Source organism: Paenibacillus sp. ALE3 (assembly GCF_054113405.1).
The window spans coordinates 1,562,620-1,580,422 of the sequence record NZ_CM134214.1 but is presented as its reverse complement, the minus strand read 5'-3'; the positions used below and the strand labels follow the sequence as shown (position 1 = coordinate 1,580,422).

Below are 17,803 nucleotides of genomic sequence, written 5' to 3'. Positions count from 1 at the left end.
ATCCCGTCTTGTGGCAAACGCCCATCAGTCCATCCACGGAAATTGACCTGTTTCGACATACCGGAAAATGCCCTTAAGATTTTGAGCGTCTGAAAACACCTCTTGATTGGAAGCCAACGCCAGTGGTTTGCACTGACGTAAATCGCTGAGTTCGTCCATAAAGCGCTTGTAGCGTAAAATACCCGTTTTGGACAATCGTCTAAGACGTAATAAATGCTTGCGCAGCACCGTATCGCTCTGTGCATCATACACATCAACCAATCCCCATGAAAGGGCCTGTTGAACCATAACTGGCTGTGTCATTAATGTCAAATAATTCGCTTTTTGGAATCCAATTCTGCGTACTAAAAAGGGCAGAACACAAGCAGGGAAAAGCCCAAATAACAATTCCGACAGACTAAACTGTGCTGTCTGATCTGCTATCACAATGTCGCTGGCAGCAATAAATCCGATACCGCCAGCGTTTGCCTTTCCTCGCACATGAGAAATCGTGATATAGGGCCCCGTCGCCAGTTTTAACCACAGATCATACAGAGGTTCGGGATTCTGGGCATGCTCATGTTTATTTGCCATGTTTTCGTACATTCCTTGAAAATCCGCTCCAAGACAGAACACCTCCGGCAGACCTTCCAAAACGACGATCGTAACCGATTCCTCACACAGTGCAAGCACGTGCATGCATTCCTCAATGAGGATGTTATTAATCGTGTTATTTGCCTCCGGTCGGTAAAACCGTAAATAACAAATCGAATCTTGGAACCGAACCTGAATCGTTTGATAATTCATGATTCCCACCGATATTTGCGGTGGAATTCATAAATTTCTTCCAGATATAACCGCTGTCTCCCTTTCCCGGAATCAATCACTCCCGAAACCAATTGAAAATCCAGTTTGGTGTTGCGGGTTCCAAAGCGTACAGCATCGCTGCCTTTCAGCAAGGATTCATATTCATCCATGGATAATTGATAGCGATCATCCAAATTACGCTCGATCTCAAAACGACGCAGATACTCTTGGCCTTGCGGCATGACCACACCGCTATAAAATTCTGAGCAGCAGCCTGATCCATAGGAAAAACAACCAATCCGCTTCGGAGAATCAAATGTGCCCTTATCAATCGTGCCTGCCAAGGACAGGTACAAGGTCGCACCCATAATATTGCCGACTCGTTGGCAATACTCCAATCCTGGCTTGACACGTTGTAAATAATCCGCCTCAATCTCATTCGGTTTGGCCTGAGTCATCCTTCGCATCATTGTTCGATGCGCTCCTTTTACCATTCCACCGAATGGGGTATGGAAGGAAAGATACTGGAAGGTATCTTTATAATCCACCCCTTTTACCCGTTTCTGGTATTCCAGAAATGCTTGCTCGCAACAGTCCAGATAGGACATTAAAGACAAGTCCGCATCTCCGGCCTCGCTATCTGGTATCGGCCGGCAAGTATCCATCACCTCATAGCCATAATATCCATTAGCACCCGCATCAACTTGGAATATATGAGGATTTTCACTAATGAGCATAGCCACAGCTCCTGCCCCTCCGCTTGGTTCAGCGTAAGACCAATCCTCACTCAAAACATCCCCGCCTTCAGCGGCAATAAATCGTGAGATATCACTGGCAATGACAAGCGCTTTGGCCCCTGGCGAGACCTGGGATAAAATAAAATTCACCGCCATTTGGAATCCGGCAGTCCCCGAATAACAGGCTTGCTTGAGTTCAAATAGCCTGCAATTCCGATTCAGTCCCAAATAGTGGTGAATATATGTACTGATTGATTTACCAAAATCAATGCCTGATTCTGTACAGGTTATAAGCATTTCGATGCGGTTTTTTTCCGCTTCAGAGAGGGCGTCCACCAGCGGTTTTGCCGCATTGACTCCGAAGGTAACCGGATCTTCATAAGGCAGAGCAACAGCCTTTTCTTTCATTAATAAATTTTCAAATCTCGCAGGGTCCAACTGTCTGTGCTGCGCTAATTGCATGACATCCAGATAGGCTGAGCCCCCAAAAACGTTCATCGCCTCTATTCCTACCAATACCATAACGCTCCCCCCTTCTTAAATACCCGACTCACACTTTTGCATACAAATGGCAGTATTGATTCCGCCAAACCCCATGCTTAGGTTCATAGTATTATGAATAACTGCTGGAATGGGCTCATTTTTCACCCAGTTGCAATCCACTCCGATAGGCTTCTCCAAATTACGCGTAGGATGAAGTTTCGACTCCTTCATTTGTAAAAGAGTAGCAATAATTTCAACCGTTCCAGCCGCGCTCAGGCCATGACCGATAATGGATTTGGTTGCATTGATGTAAGCGTGCGATAAATTGCAATCCTGTATTGCCTTTATTTCGATCTCGTCCCCAACGACTGAGCCTGTCCCGTGGGGATTAATATAATCAATCTTTTCCGGCTGCAGCTTCGCTTTCTTCAAGGCCCGTTTAATCACCTGAACCTCGCCTTCATAAGAGGGATTGGGATTTCGATTCCGATCCATCCCCATGTCCCAGCCTGTAAGCTTTGCATAGGATTTCCCCTGACGCTTCATTGCAAAATCTGACCGCTCAATGACGATAACTCCGCAAGATTCCCCATATATGAACCCGTCGCGCATCTGATCAAAGGGGCGACAAGCCTTTGCCGGTTCATTAGCGTATCGGTCGCTTCCCATGGCCCCCAAGGATCGCAACGCCTGGCATTCCAAATACGAAATATCCATCAACGCCCCCATCGCAATGCACACATCAACCCGATTTGCTTGAATTGCCTCAATCGCTTGAATGATGGCGACTTGTCCGCTTGCGGAAGCCCCTCCGACAGTATACGCTAACCCTTGAATGCTGAATTGCTCGGTACATAGTCCGCATAAATCAGTATCCATAAAGGAAAGCCCATAGGTTGGAGGTACAAAGTGCATTTTTTCCCGATAAGCCTCATAGGTCTGAAATAATTCCCGTTGCTGAAAATTAGATCCTCCAATCACGAGCCCAATGCGGCTAGGGTCGACGTGATCCAGTTTAGCATCATCCCAGGCTTCTTGAAGGGTAACCATTGCCACCTGTCCTGAAAATGATGCGGTTCGTAACATTCGTTTGGATATGGACTCCGGATAAGATAGAGATGGCAGCTCCGCACCTATAAATGAAGCTTCTCCTTCTCTGCCGGGACGTTGCATAACTCCAAATGCATGTTGCCCTTTGAATAATGCCGAAGCAAAGGCCGTCTTCCCCTGACCAATCGCCGAAGTAACACCAATGCCCGTAATAACTAACTCAGGCTGTTTATAATTTGGCATAGAGCGCATCTGCCAATTCTCCTATATTTTTCACGCCAGATAACTCAACGCGCGGGATATTAAGAGATAATGCTTCCATAGTCTTCATTACAATTTCGGCTCGATCTACCGAATCCGCACCCAAATCTACCAAGCGATCGTCATACTGGAACTGGTGATCATTTAATTCCGGGAGCACTTCACAAATACAACCTTTAACGAGTTCAAACACTTCTTCTTTACGCATGTTTACCCTCCTAAAATTGGATTATCTACAAACAGCTTGGATGAAAAATCGAATTAAATTGCTCATACAATCGAGACATATTCATACTCCATTCCGTCTTCCTTGGCGCTACAATAGTAAAGATGTAGTTACCCAACCGATACGACTGGGCAGCATATTGTGGAAAGTGCGAAAATGTACTCTGAAAGCATCCACTTTTAAATCTGATCTCGTTAATTTCAAGCACTTGCAATGATGCTGCAAAACCGGTGCGCAATATTTTCGAAATCGCCTCCTTTACCGTCCAAGAAACCGTCAATAAAACAGAGTACTCCTCTACTCCCCGAACGGCTACGATTCTTTCCCTTTCTTCCATCGTCAACTGGCTTTCCATGGTCTTATTTCGGTTAGGACTTATCCTCTCAATATCAACCCCCATAGGATGCGCTTCTGGAAAAACAACAGCGGTCCCAATATCATCACAGTGGGCGATGCTCACTTGGTATCCAGGGGCGCCGGTAGTTCGAAGCAAGGGCTGGCCGAAAACACCTGTCTCCACGCTTATGTTGCTCAAGTTCGACTCACTCAACAGCAACGATGCTGCTTGTTTAGCACTTAGCCTGCCGAGCAGAAAGTTGGATTTTCGGCGCTGGAATAGCAGGCTCTCAAAGTAGCTACATTCATCTGAATGAAAAATCTCTGGATCGAGAGAAGCACCGGCATGACAAACTGCATGTACAAAACTTACAGCCGCCTTCATCACAGTATCTTCCCGCGTCAATATGAGCTGTTCCGTATACAAGACCACATGCATATCCCCCTATGAACAGGAAAGCCCAAACCAAAAAAAACCTTCAAATCCCTTAAGGGCTCTGAAAGCTTCCACATGGAGAAAAATATTCTCACAATTGTTCTATTTAAACTTTACTAATAATTTCTAAAGCTACGTTCACTAGTCTGATATCACCCATAAATTCTAACTGAATAACCGCCTGTCTTTTATGCCTGTCTATCTTCTTAACTATGCTGCTTCTTCCTTTAAGTGGTCCTTCTATGATACGTATATTGTCTCCTTCAATAATTCCAGTTGAGCATTCTATACAATATCTATCATTGCATAAACTCTCTAAAACTTGTCTCTCGCAATCTCGCATGGAGGCTTCTAACTTCGAATATCTCAATAAACGAATGATATCACTGGAAGTATAAATCATTGAATTTGTACTTGTTACGAACTGCAAGTCAGGTAAGTTGGACTCAATAAATACATAACTGGGGAACAAAGGTGCTAATTCTTTCTTGACTGTTCCTGCTACTTTAAAAAGTCTCTCTTGGATCGGTATAAATGGTTTGTAAACTTCAGAATCAAACCACTTATTAAAAAGTTGTTTAACCCTTTCTTCCCTACCCGTTCGCACAAAAAGCACATACCAATTCACTCCGCTCATCTCCTAACAAAACATACTGCCAAAATCAACTCCTATAATGTCCGCTGCCAGTATATGCATAGCTTCGCCCTTTCACTTATCCTGATTGATAAGCTACAATCTCTCACGATATGTCCCTCATCAGTGGTTAACGTGACCCGCCAGCGATTAACCGCAAACAAGTTCCTTTATTTTTCATATAATCATATAAATGGAATAGTATAATTCCATTATAATCCTCTGCCCAAACAGTGTCAATTGCCATTTTGGCAACACCCCAGTCTATCTTTAGGGGGGTGGATGCCCTATCCCCCTTTAGAACTCACCCTTTTTACCAACTCATTTGAAATTGAATAGACCTTTTTGGTTGGGACGCATTCTGAAATTAATAAACGGTTTCATACTCGTAAATTGAAAATAAATATTTTCATCCATAAGGTGACTGAGTGGGAAACCAGGTGCTTTACCATATGAATGAGCAGGATAAATTTGAATGGAGCTATCAACCTCTCGCTTTATTTTTTGAACGCTATGATATAAGTCTTTCGGATCTCCTCCATTCGGATCACAAAATCCACAACCTTCAATGAAAATGGTATCCCCCGTAAATAAGTGATTGGATAAAAGATAGCACACACTTCCCATGGTATGCCCAGGGGTCAGAAGACTTATAATTTCTGTTTCTCCAAGTTTGATAAAGTCCCCATCTTTAATAGGATGTAAATTTTTACATCTAAAATGGTAATAATCGATTTCTTGTATTGACATGAATACGTGCGGTCTATACTTTTCCAGGAGCGGATTTACCAAATTAACATGATCTAAATGTGAATGGGTTAATAAAATGGCTCTTAGATTACCATTCAACTGTCGAAGATATGACTCTATTTTTAATATATCCCATGACGGATCGACAATGGCAATGTCTCCTGTTTTTTTATCCATTACAATATATACATAGTTAATAAAATTCATAAAACGGACTCTTAACTGTTCCATATGGTATGTCAGACTCATATCAGCTTTACTGAACCCACCTTCCATGGCCAAATCAAAATTTGTGCGTAAAATTCACTGTTCAAATGCGGCTGAATTGATCTGCATCACTACGCGTTTCCTATGCTGCAATCTTTGCTAAGAGTCCCTGAATAACAAGCATTCCTGCGCTTTTCGGGATCATTCTTGTCTCCGATGGTCTCTCTGTAAAAAGTTGCTGTACCAACGATTATAGCAACTTATGCAATAGAAGGGCTTTGACTCTCTGTTACAAGATTTTGCACTTTAAAGTCGAAAAAGCTGCACTGAAAAGGTCGTAAGGCCCAGTATTACGTAACCAAAAAAATACCGCCCTACGACGGTATTTTTGGTTTCTCTTAATATGAACACTATTATTCACACTTTCATAAACTACTAATACAAAATACATTTTTTACGGAAAGAGAGTTGTTTAAATGAAACCTAAAAAAGCTGGAAAAAGTACAACTACTGTCCGTAGAGGGATGAATAGATCCCCTATACAATCTCACACATTGAAGAAGAAAAAAATTTTGCCTACCCAGGCTGTTGTTAGAAACGGTGGCTTTGAAGATCAAGATTTGACACCTTGGATTGCAAACGTCAGCAACGTGACAGGTCAAATCTTTATTACCAGAACCAACCCGCACAGTGGCAATCAAGCCGTCAGAATCTCAGCTAACCCGGGGCACAGCGTCTCGCTTAGACAAACGATTTCCGATCTGAGTAGAGGAAGAAGATACCGTGTGACCTTCTGGGTACGTAATTTGATCAGGCCTTTTGGCGGTCGGCTTCAAATTAGTCTAGGAGAGCAAACCTACACAATTCAGCTAAACTCGCTACCTTCATCACAATATGAGAGAGTCTCCCGTACCTTCTCAATCTCAGGGAATTCGGGGACAGTCTCTAGAGATTTAGTGTTCCGTGTTACAGCGCAGGATGCTTTTGCCACCATTCTTTTGGATGATGTATCAATATCCAGATTAAGATAACAAATCACTTGGTGGCATAATTATCCTTACAAAACACAAAACTAAACTGGATTTTTATAGCATGTAATTTACCAAAATAACAACGCCTCCTCCGCATACTAACGGTAAGAAGCTTCGTTGGTCCTGTGTACTTACGGATTGCTCCATTACAGCTACACAGGACCTAGCGTTATTTTCATCCGATTAACACTGATGAGATCGAGATAAAACATGAAATGCCGAGGACCAGGATTGAACCGGTACGGTAATCACCTATCGCAGGATTTTATGTTATGAGTTTTTAATACACTGTAGTGGCACACAGTTCCACAAGCCAGTATTCTCAAGGCTTTTATATGTCCGTATATGTTCTCATTTGGACTGTAATCTATACAAAACACTAGAGTCTGTCCCCAATAAAAAGAGCAGAAGGATTAATTCCTTACTGCTCTTTTTGCCTTCTATTAAATACAAAATCATTATCCGCCGACCACTAGATTAGCGGGTAGTATCTTTTGCCGTATGTGTTGTCCTACCTCATGCCACTATCATTTATTGTACATTTTAATCTGATTTCTATCCTTCAACGCATCCTGGGAAAAAGCCAGTTTATTATGAACCGTGATAATTATTCTGAAATTAAAAAATGATACACCGTATACATTCTTAATGACTCTCTTGGTTCTGAATAAACTTGGTCTATTTTTTTATGAATAGCACCTTAGGCTTAAACTGTTCCATCCGTTCCTGCTCCTCACTATGAATTAACAGGACATGGTTATGAAGAAAAATTCGTGATAATATGTATGTTACAGTAAGTAGATATGAATTAATTGTTTGGAGGGATAATTTTGACTAAAATTCACCAAAAGTTGACAGAGTTAATTGGAAATACTCCTTTGTTAGCACTGTTAAACTATAGCCAAATCCAAAATATTGAGGCAAACGTGGTAGCAAAGTTGGAATATCTCAATCCGGCTGGTAGCGTTAAGGACCGCATTGGATATGCTATGATTAAAGACGCTGAGGAGAAAGGCTTAATCAATAAAGACTCCATTATTATCGAGCCGACAAGTGGCAATACTGGAATCGGACTTGCATTTGCGGCTGCGGCTCTTGGATACAAACTTATAATTACACTTCCTGAAACGTTTAGTATCGAACGTCGCAAGCTTTTGACTGCGTTCGGTGCTGAGCTTGTGTTAACACCGGGAACCGAGGGGATGAGAGGCGCTATCAAGCGTGCTGAGCTCTTGGCTGCCGAAACACCAAACTCTTTCATACCACAGCAGTTTAGCAATCCTGCCAATCCAGAAATTCATCGCAAAACTACAGCTGTGGAAATCTGGGATGATACGGACGGCGGTGTAGATATTTTTATCGCGGGCGTAGGTACAGGTGGAACTATTTCGGGCGTTGGACAGGCATTGAAGGAACGAAAACCTTCTGTAAAAGTGATAGCCGTCGAACCGTTCGATTCACCAGTGCTGTCTGGCGGTACTCCAGGTTCACATCAACTACAAGGACTCGGTGCTGGTTTCATTCCAAATAACTTTAATGAAGAATATGTAGATGAGGTTTTTAAAGTTAAAAACGAAGATGCGTTTGAAACTGCTCGCCTGCTTGCCAAAACAGAAGGGCTGCTTGTTGGTATTTCTTCTGGGGCTGCGGTTTATGCAGCAACACAAATTGCGAAACTTCCAGAAAACAAAGGCAAGATGATCGTGGTCATATTACCTGATACAGGTGAGCGTTATTTGTCCACTCCGCTTTTCTCAGACGTAGAATTATAAAACTCCGAAGGCAGGGATCCCCCTGCCTCTTTTGTTAATTTTCCAGCCACATATAGGATTTTTCTTTTTTTAGTTAATTAGCTAAAACACTAGCATCAAATGCTCCTAGAAAGACTTCAATTTGAATTTTCGTAGGTAAGGCGGATAAAAACATTTCTTGTTTGTTGGATAACGTCAGTAGAATATTTACTCCTCTTAGATTTTTGCTAGATACTTGCTGAAATGATACCCTCCAACTTGATCAAACTAAAATTATCCTCGCCACGAAACAGTTTTACTTCCCTACGAGCAGTATTTATAGACGTGATTACACCTGTGAGTTCTTCGTCATCGAACGGGCTAAAAACCACCAATGTTATAGGTTGACATGTGTTGTAGGACTCTATAAGCGCTTGCTCGATCAACTGGGCTTCCTGATCGTCAAGTTCCGGCTTGCCTCCCCGCTGACGGTCTTTCATGAGTTTTAAGTACACTTCCTTGTGTTCTGGTATGATAATCCGACTGCTTTCCCACAAGCCATTACCTTCACTGAACAACGTATACTCTTAATGGCTTAATGCAGCAGCGAATAGTTCTACATCCGACTTTAACACTTTATATGTATGGTTCATGCTATTCACCTCAGAATAGGCATTTGCTGGATTGGCGTAGTATTCCTTTAACGACAGAAAAAGACTTGCCACTTATCCAGCGAGCCTTAATTTTAAGTTTAATGCAACGGAGCCAGATCCCAATCCGTCTGTAAATCGGCGCCAAACTGTCTTATTGCTTCTTTAGTAGCAAAAAGGAAGAAGTCTTGTTGGGAACCGTAAAAATTCAGCTGATATAGAGTACCCGAGTCAAGTTTTTCCCAGCTTAACTCATAAAGGTCTTTCTCGAATGAGGAGTAGAATCCATTCAAACTTTCTACGGGAAATTGCGAGGTTGCTTCAATATAATTCTTAAGTGTGATATTGGTCCACCCAAAATCCAAATCATATACCTTTCTATTTGTTTTAGAGTATTTGAAATTGAGCTGACAACCTTCACGTTCACCTGGGATATGATATTTGAATGTAAATTCAACCCATGTTCCTTCTTCATTTTTGTCTTTAAGAATAGCCATTGTTTTCTCCTCTTTATTTAAAATTCCACATAGACTTAAACCAACGCTTTTTCACATTTACTCGGTAATTAATAGTGTCCTTACCGTTATCGCTATAAATTGTGATTACATCTTTCGCACTATTATCCAAAATGGCCAGGCGGACATTACAGATACTAAGAATAAAGCACCTAACGATTATGTAGATATGCCTTAATGGTATATGGAGGAACTGGTCGTCCATGTTAAAAACATGCGTAAACTAAGGTTTGAGGCAAAGGCAAATGGGATATGAAGAAGGCGGGGATCGGAACTTTATTTTTCACTCAGGTACAGGGAAACCTATTACCATAAAACGCCATCCCAGCAGTGGAAAAACAAGTGTGAGGGGCACGACTTCCGTAATGCATCACTTCATGGTCTCCGCCATACAAATGCAACGTATTTGCTGGGTCAGGGAACATCCATCAAGGAGCTTCAACATCGATCGCAACATTCCACTCCACATCTCAGGTGACTTCAGATAACTATGCTCACGTCACCAAGAAGCTCCGTCGTAAAACGACAGCACACCTTGACGTCTTCGATCCAAAAGTTCGTCCCCAATCCGTCCCCAAAAGCGAAAAGGCGCTCGCTCCCTGTGATATGAGTGTTATGGTCTCAATTACTAAAAAAGCAAAAAACCCTTGAATATCAAGGGTTTCATGCAACAAAACTGATATGCCGAGGACCGGGATCGAACCGGTACGGTAGTCACCTACCGCAGGATTTTAAGTCCTGTGCGTCTGCCAATTCCGCCACCCCGGCAAGTATTTAGGAACGCTATTTTACACTTACTTGTTCTTGTCTTACAAGTATCTGAGAAGCTTACTTATTAAGAAGTGTTCTCGCTATGTAAATGTCGTTCAACCGGGCACCAACTTATAATACGACAATTTTATCAAATTGTAAAGTGTTTTTTTAAAAAAATAATAAAAAATCTCTTTTTGTATAACTTGTGCACATTTGAACTACACTAATAAATGTCTTTCCAAACCACCAGAAGGGGTGTTACGAATGCGTGAAGGTATGATTCCAACTGTTCTTGGGACGGTAGTATCGGCTTCAGGCGCTGTGTTGCTGAGCAGTAAGTACAAACTTGCAGCTACAGGCATTCTCGGTTTCGGACTGGCTCATGTTGTTCTGGGAGCGATTGATTTGATTGAGCATCGCTAGTTGTTTGGAAAGTACCGGGCGGGATTTATCCTTCCCGGTTTATTTTATAAGCGTTTAATATGGAGCATAAGCGTTTATGTAAAGTGTAGAACTGAATCATGCCTAAGAAGGAGCGTGTAATGTGCTATGAAAAAACATAACTCCGAAAAAAAGAGTCTTACTGACGATCAAATCGAATATAAACAATCTCTGGATACGCGTGAACCAGGATTTGATCGGATTCCTGACCCTGATGCCGATTCACCTGCAGCTACCGATATGATTGATGAAGCCGTAGACCGTGGAATAGATAAGCTACGTAATGACTTTACCAAATAAAGCATGAATTATAGGTCACAGGTTATTAAGTATCACTTGAAGATAAGCATGATCCAGCCAATAATCGAGATCCACAATACAATGCTGATGAAGAGTCCACACAAGAGACCAAAAGAGAAATTACCTTCACTCTTCGGCATAGCACTGCCAAATTTCAATCTAAGCTTCATTTGATTCCAGTTCATAGAACCCCCTCCTTAAGTTCTATTTCGGAATATGAAGCTTATTTTTGTAGACCTATAGTCATGTTTTTGAAAATAAAAAAGGGGTTTTTGTCCTATCACCCTGAGCGCGGCAACAGAATTACAGCTATACCTACCAAACAAATCAATCCACCAATGAAATCGTACAAGTCAGGTGTCTTTTTATCAATCCACCAGCCCCATGCAATGGAAAGAACAATAAAGACACCCCCGTATGCTGCATATACACGCCCAAAGGAGGAGAAAACCTGAAAGGTAGCAATGACTCCATAGACAGCTAAAATCACTCCGCCGCAAAGTCCGACATACCATGTCTTGCCTTCTCGCAGCCATTGCCAGATCAGATATCCACCTCCGATTTCAGCGATGCCTGCCAAAATAAAAAGTAAAGCTGCCTTTAACAACGTATCACGTCCTAAACTTTCTTACTTTTCAGTCATCTCATTATAGTAATCGATCTATAATAATAATCAATGCAATTACGCCAACCAGAATAAGCAGATTACTGACCTGACACCACAGGCTTGAAGCTCCCTCGGAGTGAAGCTTCCGCTGATTGGCATCAAAGTTTGCTTTGGTTCCCTCAGCATCTACCGGACTAGAAAATGGTCTGTGTTCTTCATTCATATGAAGGCCTCCTTTGCAATCCACTTTAATCATACCAAACTTTTCCGTCGATTTCGCGTTGCAATTATGCCTATAATTCAATGCAACTTCCGAATGAAGCTTCATATGTATGTAGTGTACAAACCAACATGTCGATATTTCACTGAATATAAAGTATGATGACGAATTAAGGAAGAGTGGGTATTTAGACGCCTTTCATTGCAGGACGGTAGTTATGGTATAATTTAGTCAACTTGTTCAGGATCGTATCAGGGCGCAACTGGTTACTCCATTTATAATGAAACTTACATCCAAGAATCCACATCCGCTTAAAACCTGCATATTCTGTTTGTAGATCTAGGAGGAGGAAACGGATGTCCCCTATTTTTATAGCTAGTTTAATGATAATGGGTATATTTTTATTTCAGGCAGCCCTTATTCTAGGCATCATACATTGGGTTTCTAAACGTACCAAGCGTCCAGCACAAACCAAAATGTACCTTACAGTGGGTTTGCTTGTCTTTATATCAGGCTTCCTTGTGTGGGACAACTGGATACACTTGCAGGAACTCAATGGGTGGACCATGATTAGTCTAGTAGTGATCATGATTAGCGCCTACATACAGCTTAGAAAACAAAAAGAAAAATACTAACCCCATTACCGGCATCAAAGGAGGAGCGCCATGAAATCTCACTCAACACGCTTTTGGTTACAGAGGGTGCTACTGCTAATGCTTGTTTTACTCTTTAGCGGCTCTCAACAATCGTTCATTGTTGCTGATGCCGCCCCGCCAATTAATGCTCATGCCTCTGCCAAAGCCAGGCAATTACTTGCCTACCTAACTAATGTGCCGGATGATATGCTAATTTCCGGACAGCACGATTACTTAGAGGCACCGGATGAACAAAATAACAAGCTGCAACAAATCAGCGGACAATACGCGGGACTTCACGGCTATGAGTTTGGAGGGTTGGCTAATCAATCCCGTACTGCCTTACGAGAGCAACGTCAGCGTGTTGTGAATAGCGCTATTCAATGGAGTCGGGACGGCGGAATCGTAGCTATCACCTTTCATCAGGCGTTACCGGGCAAACCAAAAACGTGGAAAAACGTACAAGCAAAAATTACTCAAGCTGAATTTAATCGTTACGTCACGCCGGGTACCCCACAATATAAGCAACTCATCGCTGATTTGGACGAGGCGGCTCTGTCCCTTAAGACCTTACGGGATGCGGATGTGCCAGTTTTATGGAGACCCTATCATGAAATGAATGGTAACTGGTTTTGGTGGGGGAACAAACAAAATTACGCTAAGCTGTGGGATCTAATGTATGATCGGTTCGTACATGTCCATCATTTAGATAACCTATTGTGGGTCTGGAGTCCCAATGCTCCGAACGCTTATAGCACTCCCTATAGTCTGTCCTTTCCAGGCATTAACCGGGTAGATGTGCTTGCAGCCGATATCTATAATAATGATTACAGGTCCTCCTACTACACTGAATTGCTAAAGCTTGCGCAGGGCAAGCCTATGGGAATCGGAGAAAGTGATATTCTGCCGAGTGCGAAGGTGCTACAGAATCAGCCAGCCTGGGCCTATGCCATGACATGGGGAAAGGAACTGTCGGCAACCAATTCGCAGGCAGTCATCAGACATTTTATGAACCAAAATAATATTATCACACGCGATCTTCTCCATGAGTCCCTCCGCTGAAAGAAAAAAGCTTGCACTTTGCTCCTAGAGCGAAGTGCAAGCTTTTTTCTACCCAATCCAAATGAAGCTCCCTAACTATTTCTAATTACCTCTTCAAGATCAAGATCGGCATATGCCTCTTCACCAAGATGTACAGATACAATGGTGTAGATCCGCTTGGTTAATCTAGACATCAGCCGATCACCTGGTGCTACGGAATATTCTTCCCGAAAATCCCCGATCTTGTGAAAACCGCTGGACATATGGATGTACAAGTTGCCCCTACGCGTTTTACCATGTACCAACATCAAATCTCCTCCTGCTGTGTGACCAACCTATTTTCCCTGTTACATCTATATCGGTCAGAACAAGATAGGATATAAGTCCCTGATCCCCTTCTTTTCTTTCACAAGATCGTGCACGTAAACGAAACGGGTCTGTCAGTGATATGACAGACCCGTCTTTGTAAATCCATTTTTCTAGCTAGAAAGAAACTATTCTTGATAGGATTCTGCAATCGCATTTGCTGCGATGATTGCGTTATACACATCATCAGGACTAACTGGGAACGGCATGTTGACCATTGTATCATTTGCTGCACAAGCATCTTCAGCCACCTGACGCCATTCAGCCTCAACAAATACCTCTACACCCAGATCACGAAGCGTTAATGGAAGACCTACATCCTTAACCAGCTTAATCACGGTCTCTAGCTCTTCTTTTGGTGCGTTTTCCAGCACCAGCTGAGTTAACAAGCCGAATGTAACTTTCTCACCATGCTGTGCTTTGTGAAGTGAAGGAACAGCCGTCATGCCATTATGAATAGCATGTGCTGCTGCCAATCCGCCTGATTCTGCTCCGACACCGCTCAGATAAATGGTCGCTTCAATCGTATCCTCAACTGCACGAGTATATACTTTACGATCCACTGCACGCTTTGCCTTCACGGCATTTTCCAGCAATGTATCATAGCAAAGGCGAGCAAGTCCCAGACCTGTAGTGGAAGGCTTGTTCAGCACCAGATTGTCCCCATTGGCCTGATAGCACGCACGAGCTTCAAAATAAGTTGCCAGTGCATCACCAATACCAGCTGCAAAGAAACGTGCAGGCGCCGCTGCCAAAATACCTGTATCTGCAAGTACTACATCTGGATTCGTAGGCAGGAACAAATATTCATCAAAGGAGCCATCCTTCTTGTAAATAACCGCAAGCGCGGTACAAGGAGCATCTGTAGAAGCAATGGTTGGAAAAATAGCGACAGGCAGCTTTTCATAATAGGCTGTTGCCTTGGCGGTATCCAGCGTTTTTCCCCCGCCAATCCCTATAATGATGTTCGAACCATGTTTGCGTACTAATTCACGGTTACGATCAATCTCTTCTTTTGTACATTCATATTGGAATTTCTCGAAGACCACCTGGTTACCAGCTGCTTCAATCGAAGCACCTGCCTCCTTTTGGGCTCTTTCAAGGATAAATTCATCGCAAATAACATAGGCCTTATCGCCATAATCCTTAATGTAGTCATTTAACGACGAGAGCAGATTTTGTCCAGAAATAAATTTCTTGGGTGAAGTAACGGACCTTACAACGTTTGCCATGTAAATTCCTCCTCAGCTTTGACTCATACTCAAATTAATAATGATTTGGGCATGTGACCCCTTAACTATAAACCTCTTTTCACATTATTAAAAGGCTTATTATGGAATATATTATGAACAAATTGTGTATCTATTACATTTAAAGAGACGAGCTCCATTCAGAGTACAGAATGCCCATCATGATGCGATCATAGCTGTTGCCATCACGGAGAACAGCGGAACGAACTCTCCCCTCAAGCTGGAACCCTGCCTTCTCATAGGTACGGATCGCTTGTGTATTGTACTCAATCACATCCAAGCCGACCCGATTTAAATTCAGCTCATAAAACGCATAACGAAGAATGAGACGTATAGCTTCCGCTCCAAAACCTTTGCCACGGTAGTCCGTATTACCTATACCTACTGCCAGCTGCCCGCAGCGATTATTCCACTCAATCCCATGAATAGCAACAAATCCGATCAGGACATCGTCTGCCAATGTTCTTAAGCGAAAATAGACCTCGTTAGAGCTAGGAGATCCTTCTGATTCCATCTGTTTCAACGTGTAGGGGAGTGCCAGATCCGTATCTACATTGCGCAAATACTTCGCATCCTCACCCCATTTGAACATCAGTTCAGCATCTTCTTCCCTAACTGCGGCCAGTTTTATTCGTTCCCCGTAAAATAAATTTTCGATTTTAATGACTCTTCAGCTCCTATTATGAATTGTGTACGATGTTTTCGTCATCTTTGTCATGTTATCCAACGTCCGCAATATAAGCTCTCCCTAATGAATTCATTGTTTAAATTTTACAAAATAATCATACCTAACACAACCAAATCATTACAAATATCATGGTGGGATATACAAAAAGACCTTGCAGCTGCAAGGTCTTCGTATTCCTAATATTTAAACAACATAGCAACCAGTTGATATCCAGCTCCAATCGTCCAAAATAGCACATAATCGCCGCGCCGGATACGCTCCGATTCGATACCTTCATATAGAGCAATGAACGGGCTGCTGGTACCTGTATAACCATAACGATCACCCACATAAATCATTTGGTCATCCTCTAGCTCCAAATGATCCTGGATCTTCAACACATTGGCCAATGAAAACTGCGACAGACAATAAGCCCGTACATCCTGAGGTGTAAGCCCATTCTTTTTTATAATGCGTTCAAGCAGTTCAAATGTTGGAGGCAAGGCCATATTGGCGTCGAACGGAAGCCACTGAATAAATTTGCCGGGTGCGTTCCTTTGGAGGGTCGCCGCTAACCCCCGGGCCGGGTACAATATTTTATCTATATTGATGGGGTCCGTATAATACAGGGAATCTATAAATCCAGTGTCCTCTTCTGTACGCTCCAAAATAGCTGCACATGCAGCATCGCCATAGTTCGCATACGTAATCTCATCCGCGGGATCGGAAATGAGCGAATTATAATCTGAGCCGATAATAAGCGCTGTCCGCACCTCGGGATTAGACATCATCGACCGACTGGCTTGATCGACAGCTACTGTCATCCCTGCGCAATTTGCATTGGAATCCATCACTGCCACATCATGTCTGGCCCCAATCGCCTGGTGTACAAACAAGGCATTCATCGGAAACAGCGACTCAGGAACTTGAGTGGAGAACACGATCATATCCACATCACGACCTGTCATACCGGCTTGCTCCAGAGCTTTTTGCGCAGCTGCTATTCCCATGGTTAGACCGTTTTCGTTCGGATCATCAATGATATAACGCTGTTTTCTACCCATATGCTCCATGAAGCGTCGAATATCCTTTCCCCGCTCGTCAAAATGGCGAACATAATATTCGTTATCCAACGAATGGGACGGATGGTGCACTCCCAGTGCTTTTATTCTGATATGGCTCATCAGGTTTCCCCCTTACACATACGTCAGCGCATTATTGTACTACAATATCTACGTTGTTTAATCCTGCTTCACGTGCTACACGACCAAGCTGCATTTTAATAATCGTTTGCTGGAGGCTGATGACAAAAATTATTTTGGCAAATCCAGTTTCTTTATAACGTGCAAAAGAACCCTTCAGTTTCTCTACTTCACCTGGTCCCAAAAGTGCCATTTGGGTGCAATCTACCCTGAGTGTAAAGTTCGATGCCTGAATAGATGAAGTTTTGGCTATATAATCCTTTACAAAGCTGTCATACTCCTCTTGGCTAAAAACTCCATTCACTGCCATATGTACCGTTTTAATGACTTGATCCACTTCGATGGTATAAGGATGTTGACTCATTTTAGAAAGACTCCTTTGATTTCATTTTTTGTCTATTAAGAGTATCGGAATAATAGGTAGAATTTTTAATATGAAACGAGATACATCATCCCTAACATATTACAAGTTTGTGAATACACAAAAAA

At 42.5% G+C, this 17,803-nt stretch carries 23 protein-coding genes and 1 tRNA gene; 6 read left to right on the top strand and 18 right to left on the bottom strand.

Annotated elements, in window-relative coordinates; translation table 11 throughout:
* Positions 1-24: 24 nt before the first annotated feature.
* From ACXHJ2_RS07235 to ACXHJ2_RS07205, 7 genes are all read right to left on the bottom strand, one after another.
* Positions 25-786 carry an enoyl-CoA hydratase/isomerase gene (locus ACXHJ2_RS07235; protein WP_165079622.1) on the bottom strand — a complete coding sequence of 254 codons (762 nt, stop codon included), beginning with the start codon at positions 784-786 and terminating at the stop codon, positions 25-27.
* Entirely contained in the window at positions 783-2,045 is a 1,263-nt protein-coding gene (locus ACXHJ2_RS07230) for a hydroxymethylglutaryl-CoA synthase family protein (protein WP_165079621.1), read from the bottom strand. Before ACXHJ2_RS07230 ends, ACXHJ2_RS07235 begins: the two co-directional genes overlap by 4 nt.
* Before the next feature lie 15 nt (positions 2,046-2,060).
* Positions 2,061-3,308 carry a beta-ketoacyl synthase N-terminal-like domain-containing protein gene (locus tag ACXHJ2_RS07225; protein WP_040103362.1) on the bottom strand — a complete coding sequence of 416 codons (1,248 nt, stop codon included), beginning with the start codon at positions 3,306-3,308 and terminating at the stop codon, positions 2,061-2,063.
* Positions 3,286-3,525: an acyl carrier protein gene (locus ACXHJ2_RS07220; RefSeq protein WP_013371940.1), complete on the bottom strand. Its 240-nt coding sequence runs from the start codon at positions 3,523-3,525 to the stop codon at positions 3,286-3,288. Before ACXHJ2_RS07220 ends, ACXHJ2_RS07225 begins: the two co-directional genes overlap by 23 nt.
* Positions 3,526-3,550: 25 nt before the next feature.
* Positions 3,551-4,318, bottom strand: coding sequence for a 4'-phosphopantetheinyl transferase family protein (locus ACXHJ2_RS07215; protein WP_235329922.1), 768 nt, complete (start codon positions 4,316-4,318; stop codon positions 3,551-3,553).
* A gap of 103 nt (positions 4,319-4,421) precedes the next feature.
* Positions 4,422-4,952 carry an antiterminator LoaP gene (loaP, locus tag ACXHJ2_RS07210; protein WP_230493796.1) on the bottom strand — a complete coding sequence of 177 codons (531 nt, stop codon included), beginning with the start codon at positions 4,950-4,952 and terminating at the stop codon, positions 4,422-4,424.
* Positions 4,953-5,270: 318 nt separating this feature from the next.
* Positions 5,271-5,906: an MBL fold metallo-hydrolase gene (locus ACXHJ2_RS07205; protein ID WP_040103360.1), complete on the bottom strand. Its 636-nt coding sequence runs from the start codon at positions 5,904-5,906 to the stop codon at positions 5,271-5,273.
* 476 nt (positions 5,907-6,382) lie between these two features.
* Here ACXHJ2_RS07205 and ACXHJ2_RS07200 point away from each other — a divergent pair, with 476 nt between their 5' ends.
* The gene (locus ACXHJ2_RS07200) at positions 6,383-6,937 is read left to right on the top strand and encodes a carbohydrate binding domain-containing protein (protein ID WP_013371945.1); all 555 of its coding nucleotides are present in this window, start codon (positions 6,383-6,385) and stop codon (positions 6,935-6,937) included.
* Between the two features lie 830 nt (positions 6,938-7,767).
* Positions 7,768-8,709 (top strand): cysteine synthase A, encoded by a 942-nt coding sequence (gene cysK, locus ACXHJ2_RS07195; protein WP_013371947.1) that lies wholly within the window; start codon positions 7,768-7,770, stop codon positions 8,707-8,709.
* A gap of 206 nt (positions 8,710-8,915) precedes the next feature.
* Here cysK and ACXHJ2_RS07190 read toward each other — a convergent pair whose 3' ends face one another.
* From ACXHJ2_RS07190 to ACXHJ2_RS07180, 3 genes are all read right to left on the bottom strand, one after another.
* Positions 8,916-9,245, bottom strand: coding sequence for a YolD-like family protein (locus ACXHJ2_RS07190; protein ID WP_165079620.1), 330 nt, complete (start codon positions 9,243-9,245; stop codon positions 8,916-8,918).
* A gap of 173 nt (positions 9,246-9,418) precedes the next feature.
* On the bottom strand, positions 9,419-9,814 hold the full coding sequence (locus ACXHJ2_RS07185; protein ID WP_165079619.1) for a hypothetical protein: 396 nt from the start codon (positions 9,812-9,814) through the stop codon (positions 9,419-9,421).
* A 700-nt stretch (positions 9,815-10,514) separates the two neighbouring features.
* A tRNA-Leu gene (locus tag ACXHJ2_RS07180) sits at positions 10,515-10,600 on the bottom strand.
* Positions 10,601-10,849: 249 nt separating this feature from the next.
* On the opposite strand from ACXHJ2_RS07180, the gene ACXHJ2_RS07175 reads away from it, so the two are divergent.
* Positions 10,850-11,008: a hypothetical protein gene (locus ACXHJ2_RS07175; RefSeq protein WP_013371953.1), complete on the top strand. Its 159-nt coding sequence runs from the start codon at positions 10,850-10,852 to the stop codon at positions 11,006-11,008.
* Between the two features lie 126 nt (positions 11,009-11,134).
* Positions 11,135-11,326: a hypothetical protein gene (locus ACXHJ2_RS07170; RefSeq protein WP_165079618.1), complete on the top strand. Its 192-nt coding sequence runs from the start codon at positions 11,135-11,137 to the stop codon at positions 11,324-11,326.
* A gap of 32 nt (positions 11,327-11,358) precedes the next feature.
* Here ACXHJ2_RS07170 and ACXHJ2_RS07165 read toward each other — a convergent pair whose 3' ends face one another.
* From ACXHJ2_RS07165 to ACXHJ2_RS07155, 3 genes are all read right to left on the bottom strand, one after another.
* Positions 11,359-11,511, bottom strand: a complete 153-nt coding sequence (locus ACXHJ2_RS07165; protein WP_019688000.1) for a hypothetical protein — start codon at positions 11,509-11,511, stop codon at positions 11,359-11,361.
* 95 nt (positions 11,512-11,606) lie between these two features.
* Positions 11,607-11,933 (bottom strand): YnfA family protein, encoded by a 327-nt coding sequence (locus tag ACXHJ2_RS07160; RefSeq protein ID WP_013371956.1) that lies wholly within the window; start codon positions 11,931-11,933, stop codon positions 11,607-11,609.
* Between the two features lie 40 nt (positions 11,934-11,973).
* Complete coding sequence (locus ACXHJ2_RS07155) at positions 11,974-12,156, bottom strand: hypothetical protein (RefSeq protein ID WP_165079617.1); 183 nt, start codon at positions 12,154-12,156, stop codon at positions 11,974-11,976.
* A gap of 353 nt (positions 12,157-12,509) precedes the next feature.
* Between ACXHJ2_RS07155 and ACXHJ2_RS07150 the strand changes: the two genes are divergently transcribed.
* Positions 12,510-12,788 (top strand): hypothetical protein, encoded by a 279-nt coding sequence (locus ACXHJ2_RS07150; RefSeq protein WP_040103358.1) that lies wholly within the window; start codon positions 12,510-12,512, stop codon positions 12,786-12,788.
* Positions 12,789-12,818: 30 nt separating this feature from the next.
* A complete protein-coding gene (locus ACXHJ2_RS07145; protein ID WP_165079616.1) occupies positions 12,819-13,850 on the top strand; it encodes a glycosyl hydrolase in 1,032 nt (343 codons plus the stop codon).
* Between the two features lie 71 nt (positions 13,851-13,921).
* Here ACXHJ2_RS07145 and ACXHJ2_RS07140 read toward each other — a convergent pair whose 3' ends face one another.
* From ACXHJ2_RS07140 to ACXHJ2_RS07120, 5 genes are all read right to left on the bottom strand, one after another.
* Positions 13,922-14,137 (bottom strand): hypothetical protein, encoded by a 216-nt coding sequence (locus ACXHJ2_RS07140; RefSeq protein WP_013371960.1) that lies wholly within the window; start codon positions 14,135-14,137, stop codon positions 13,922-13,924.
* Between the two features lie 186 nt (positions 14,138-14,323).
* Complete coding sequence (locus ACXHJ2_RS07135) at positions 14,324-15,427, bottom strand: glycerol dehydrogenase (protein ID WP_040103356.1); 1,104 nt, start codon at positions 15,425-15,427, stop codon at positions 14,324-14,326.
* A 139-nt stretch (positions 15,428-15,566) separates the two neighbouring features.
* Positions 15,567-16,109 (bottom strand): GNAT family N-acetyltransferase, encoded by a 543-nt coding sequence (locus ACXHJ2_RS07130; protein ID WP_040103355.1) that lies wholly within the window; start codon positions 16,107-16,109, stop codon positions 15,567-15,569.
* A 200-nt stretch (positions 16,110-16,309) separates the two neighbouring features.
* On the bottom strand, positions 16,310-17,296 hold the full coding sequence (locus ACXHJ2_RS07125; RefSeq protein ID WP_040103354.1) for a ketoacyl-ACP synthase III: 987 nt from the start codon (positions 17,294-17,296) through the stop codon (positions 16,310-16,312).
* A 31-nt stretch (positions 17,297-17,327) separates the two neighbouring features.
* Positions 17,328-17,678 (bottom strand): hypothetical protein, encoded by a 351-nt coding sequence (locus tag ACXHJ2_RS07120; protein WP_013371964.1) that lies wholly within the window; start codon positions 17,676-17,678, stop codon positions 17,328-17,330.
* Between the last annotated feature and the right edge of the window lie 125 nt (positions 17,679-17,803).

Coding starts and splice junctions, on each gene's coding strand:
- ACXHJ2_RS07235 (WP_165079622.1), bottom strand. CDS start 786: ATGAATTATCAAACGATTCAGGTTCGGTTCCAAGATTCGATTTGTTAT.
- ACXHJ2_RS07230 (WP_165079621.1), bottom strand. CDS start 2,045: ATGGTATTGGTAGGAATAGAGGCGATGAACGTTTTTGGGGGCTCAGCC.
- ACXHJ2_RS07225 (WP_040103362.1), bottom strand. CDS start 3,308: ATGCGCTCTATGCCAAATTATAAACAGCCTGAGTTAGTTATTACGGGC.
- ACXHJ2_RS07220 (WP_013371940.1), bottom strand. CDS start 3,525: ATGCGTAAAGAAGAAGTGTTTGAACTCGTTAAAGGTTGTATTTGTGAA.
- ACXHJ2_RS07215 (WP_235329922.1), bottom strand. CDS start 4,318: ATGCATGTGGTCTTGTATACGGAACAGCTCATATTGACGCGGGAAGAT.
- loaP (WP_230493796.1), bottom strand. CDS start 4,952: ATGAGCGGAGTGAATTGGTATGTGCTTTTTGTGCGAACGGGTAGGGAA.
- ACXHJ2_RS07205 (WP_040103360.1), bottom strand. CDS start 5,906: ATGAATTTTATTAACTATGTATATATTGTAATGGATAAAAAAACAGGA.
- ACXHJ2_RS07200 (WP_013371945.1), top strand. CDS start 6,383: ATGAAACCTAAAAAAGCTGGAAAAAGTACAACTACTGTCCGTAGAGGG.
- ACXHJ2_RS07185 (WP_165079619.1), bottom strand. CDS start 9,814: ATGGCTATTCTTAAAGACAAAAATGAAGAAGGAACATGGGTTGAATTT.
- ACXHJ2_RS07175 (WP_013371953.1), top strand. CDS start 10,850: ATGCGTGAAGGTATGATTCCAACTGTTCTTGGGACGGTAGTATCGGCT.
- ACXHJ2_RS07170 (WP_165079618.1), top strand. CDS start 11,135: ATGAAAAAACATAACTCCGAAAAAAAGAGTCTTACTGACGATCAAATC.
- ACXHJ2_RS07165 (WP_019688000.1), bottom strand. CDS start 11,511: ATGAACTGGAATCAAATGAAGCTTAGATTGAAATTTGGCAGTGCTATG.
- ACXHJ2_RS07155 (WP_165079617.1), bottom strand. CDS start 12,156: ATGAATGAAGAACACAGACCATTTTCTAGTCCGGTAGATGCTGAGGGA.
- ACXHJ2_RS07150 (WP_040103358.1), top strand. CDS start 12,510: ATGTCCCCTATTTTTATAGCTAGTTTAATGATAATGGGTATATTTTTA.
- ACXHJ2_RS07145 (WP_165079616.1), top strand. CDS start 12,819: ATGAAATCTCACTCAACACGCTTTTGGTTACAGAGGGTGCTACTGCTA.
- ACXHJ2_RS07140 (WP_013371960.1), bottom strand. CDS start 14,137: ATGTTGGTACATGGTAAAACGCGTAGGGGCAACTTGTACATCCATATG.
- ACXHJ2_RS07135 (WP_040103356.1), bottom strand. CDS start 15,427: ATGGCAAACGTTGTAAGGTCCGTTACTTCACCCAAGAAATTTATTTCT.
- ACXHJ2_RS07125 (WP_040103354.1), bottom strand. CDS start 17,296: ATGAGCCATATCAGAATAAAAGCACTGGGAGTGCACCATCCGTCCCAT.
- ACXHJ2_RS07120 (WP_013371964.1), bottom strand. CDS start 17,678: ATGAGTCAACATCCTTATACCATCGAAGTGGATCAAGTCATTAAAACG.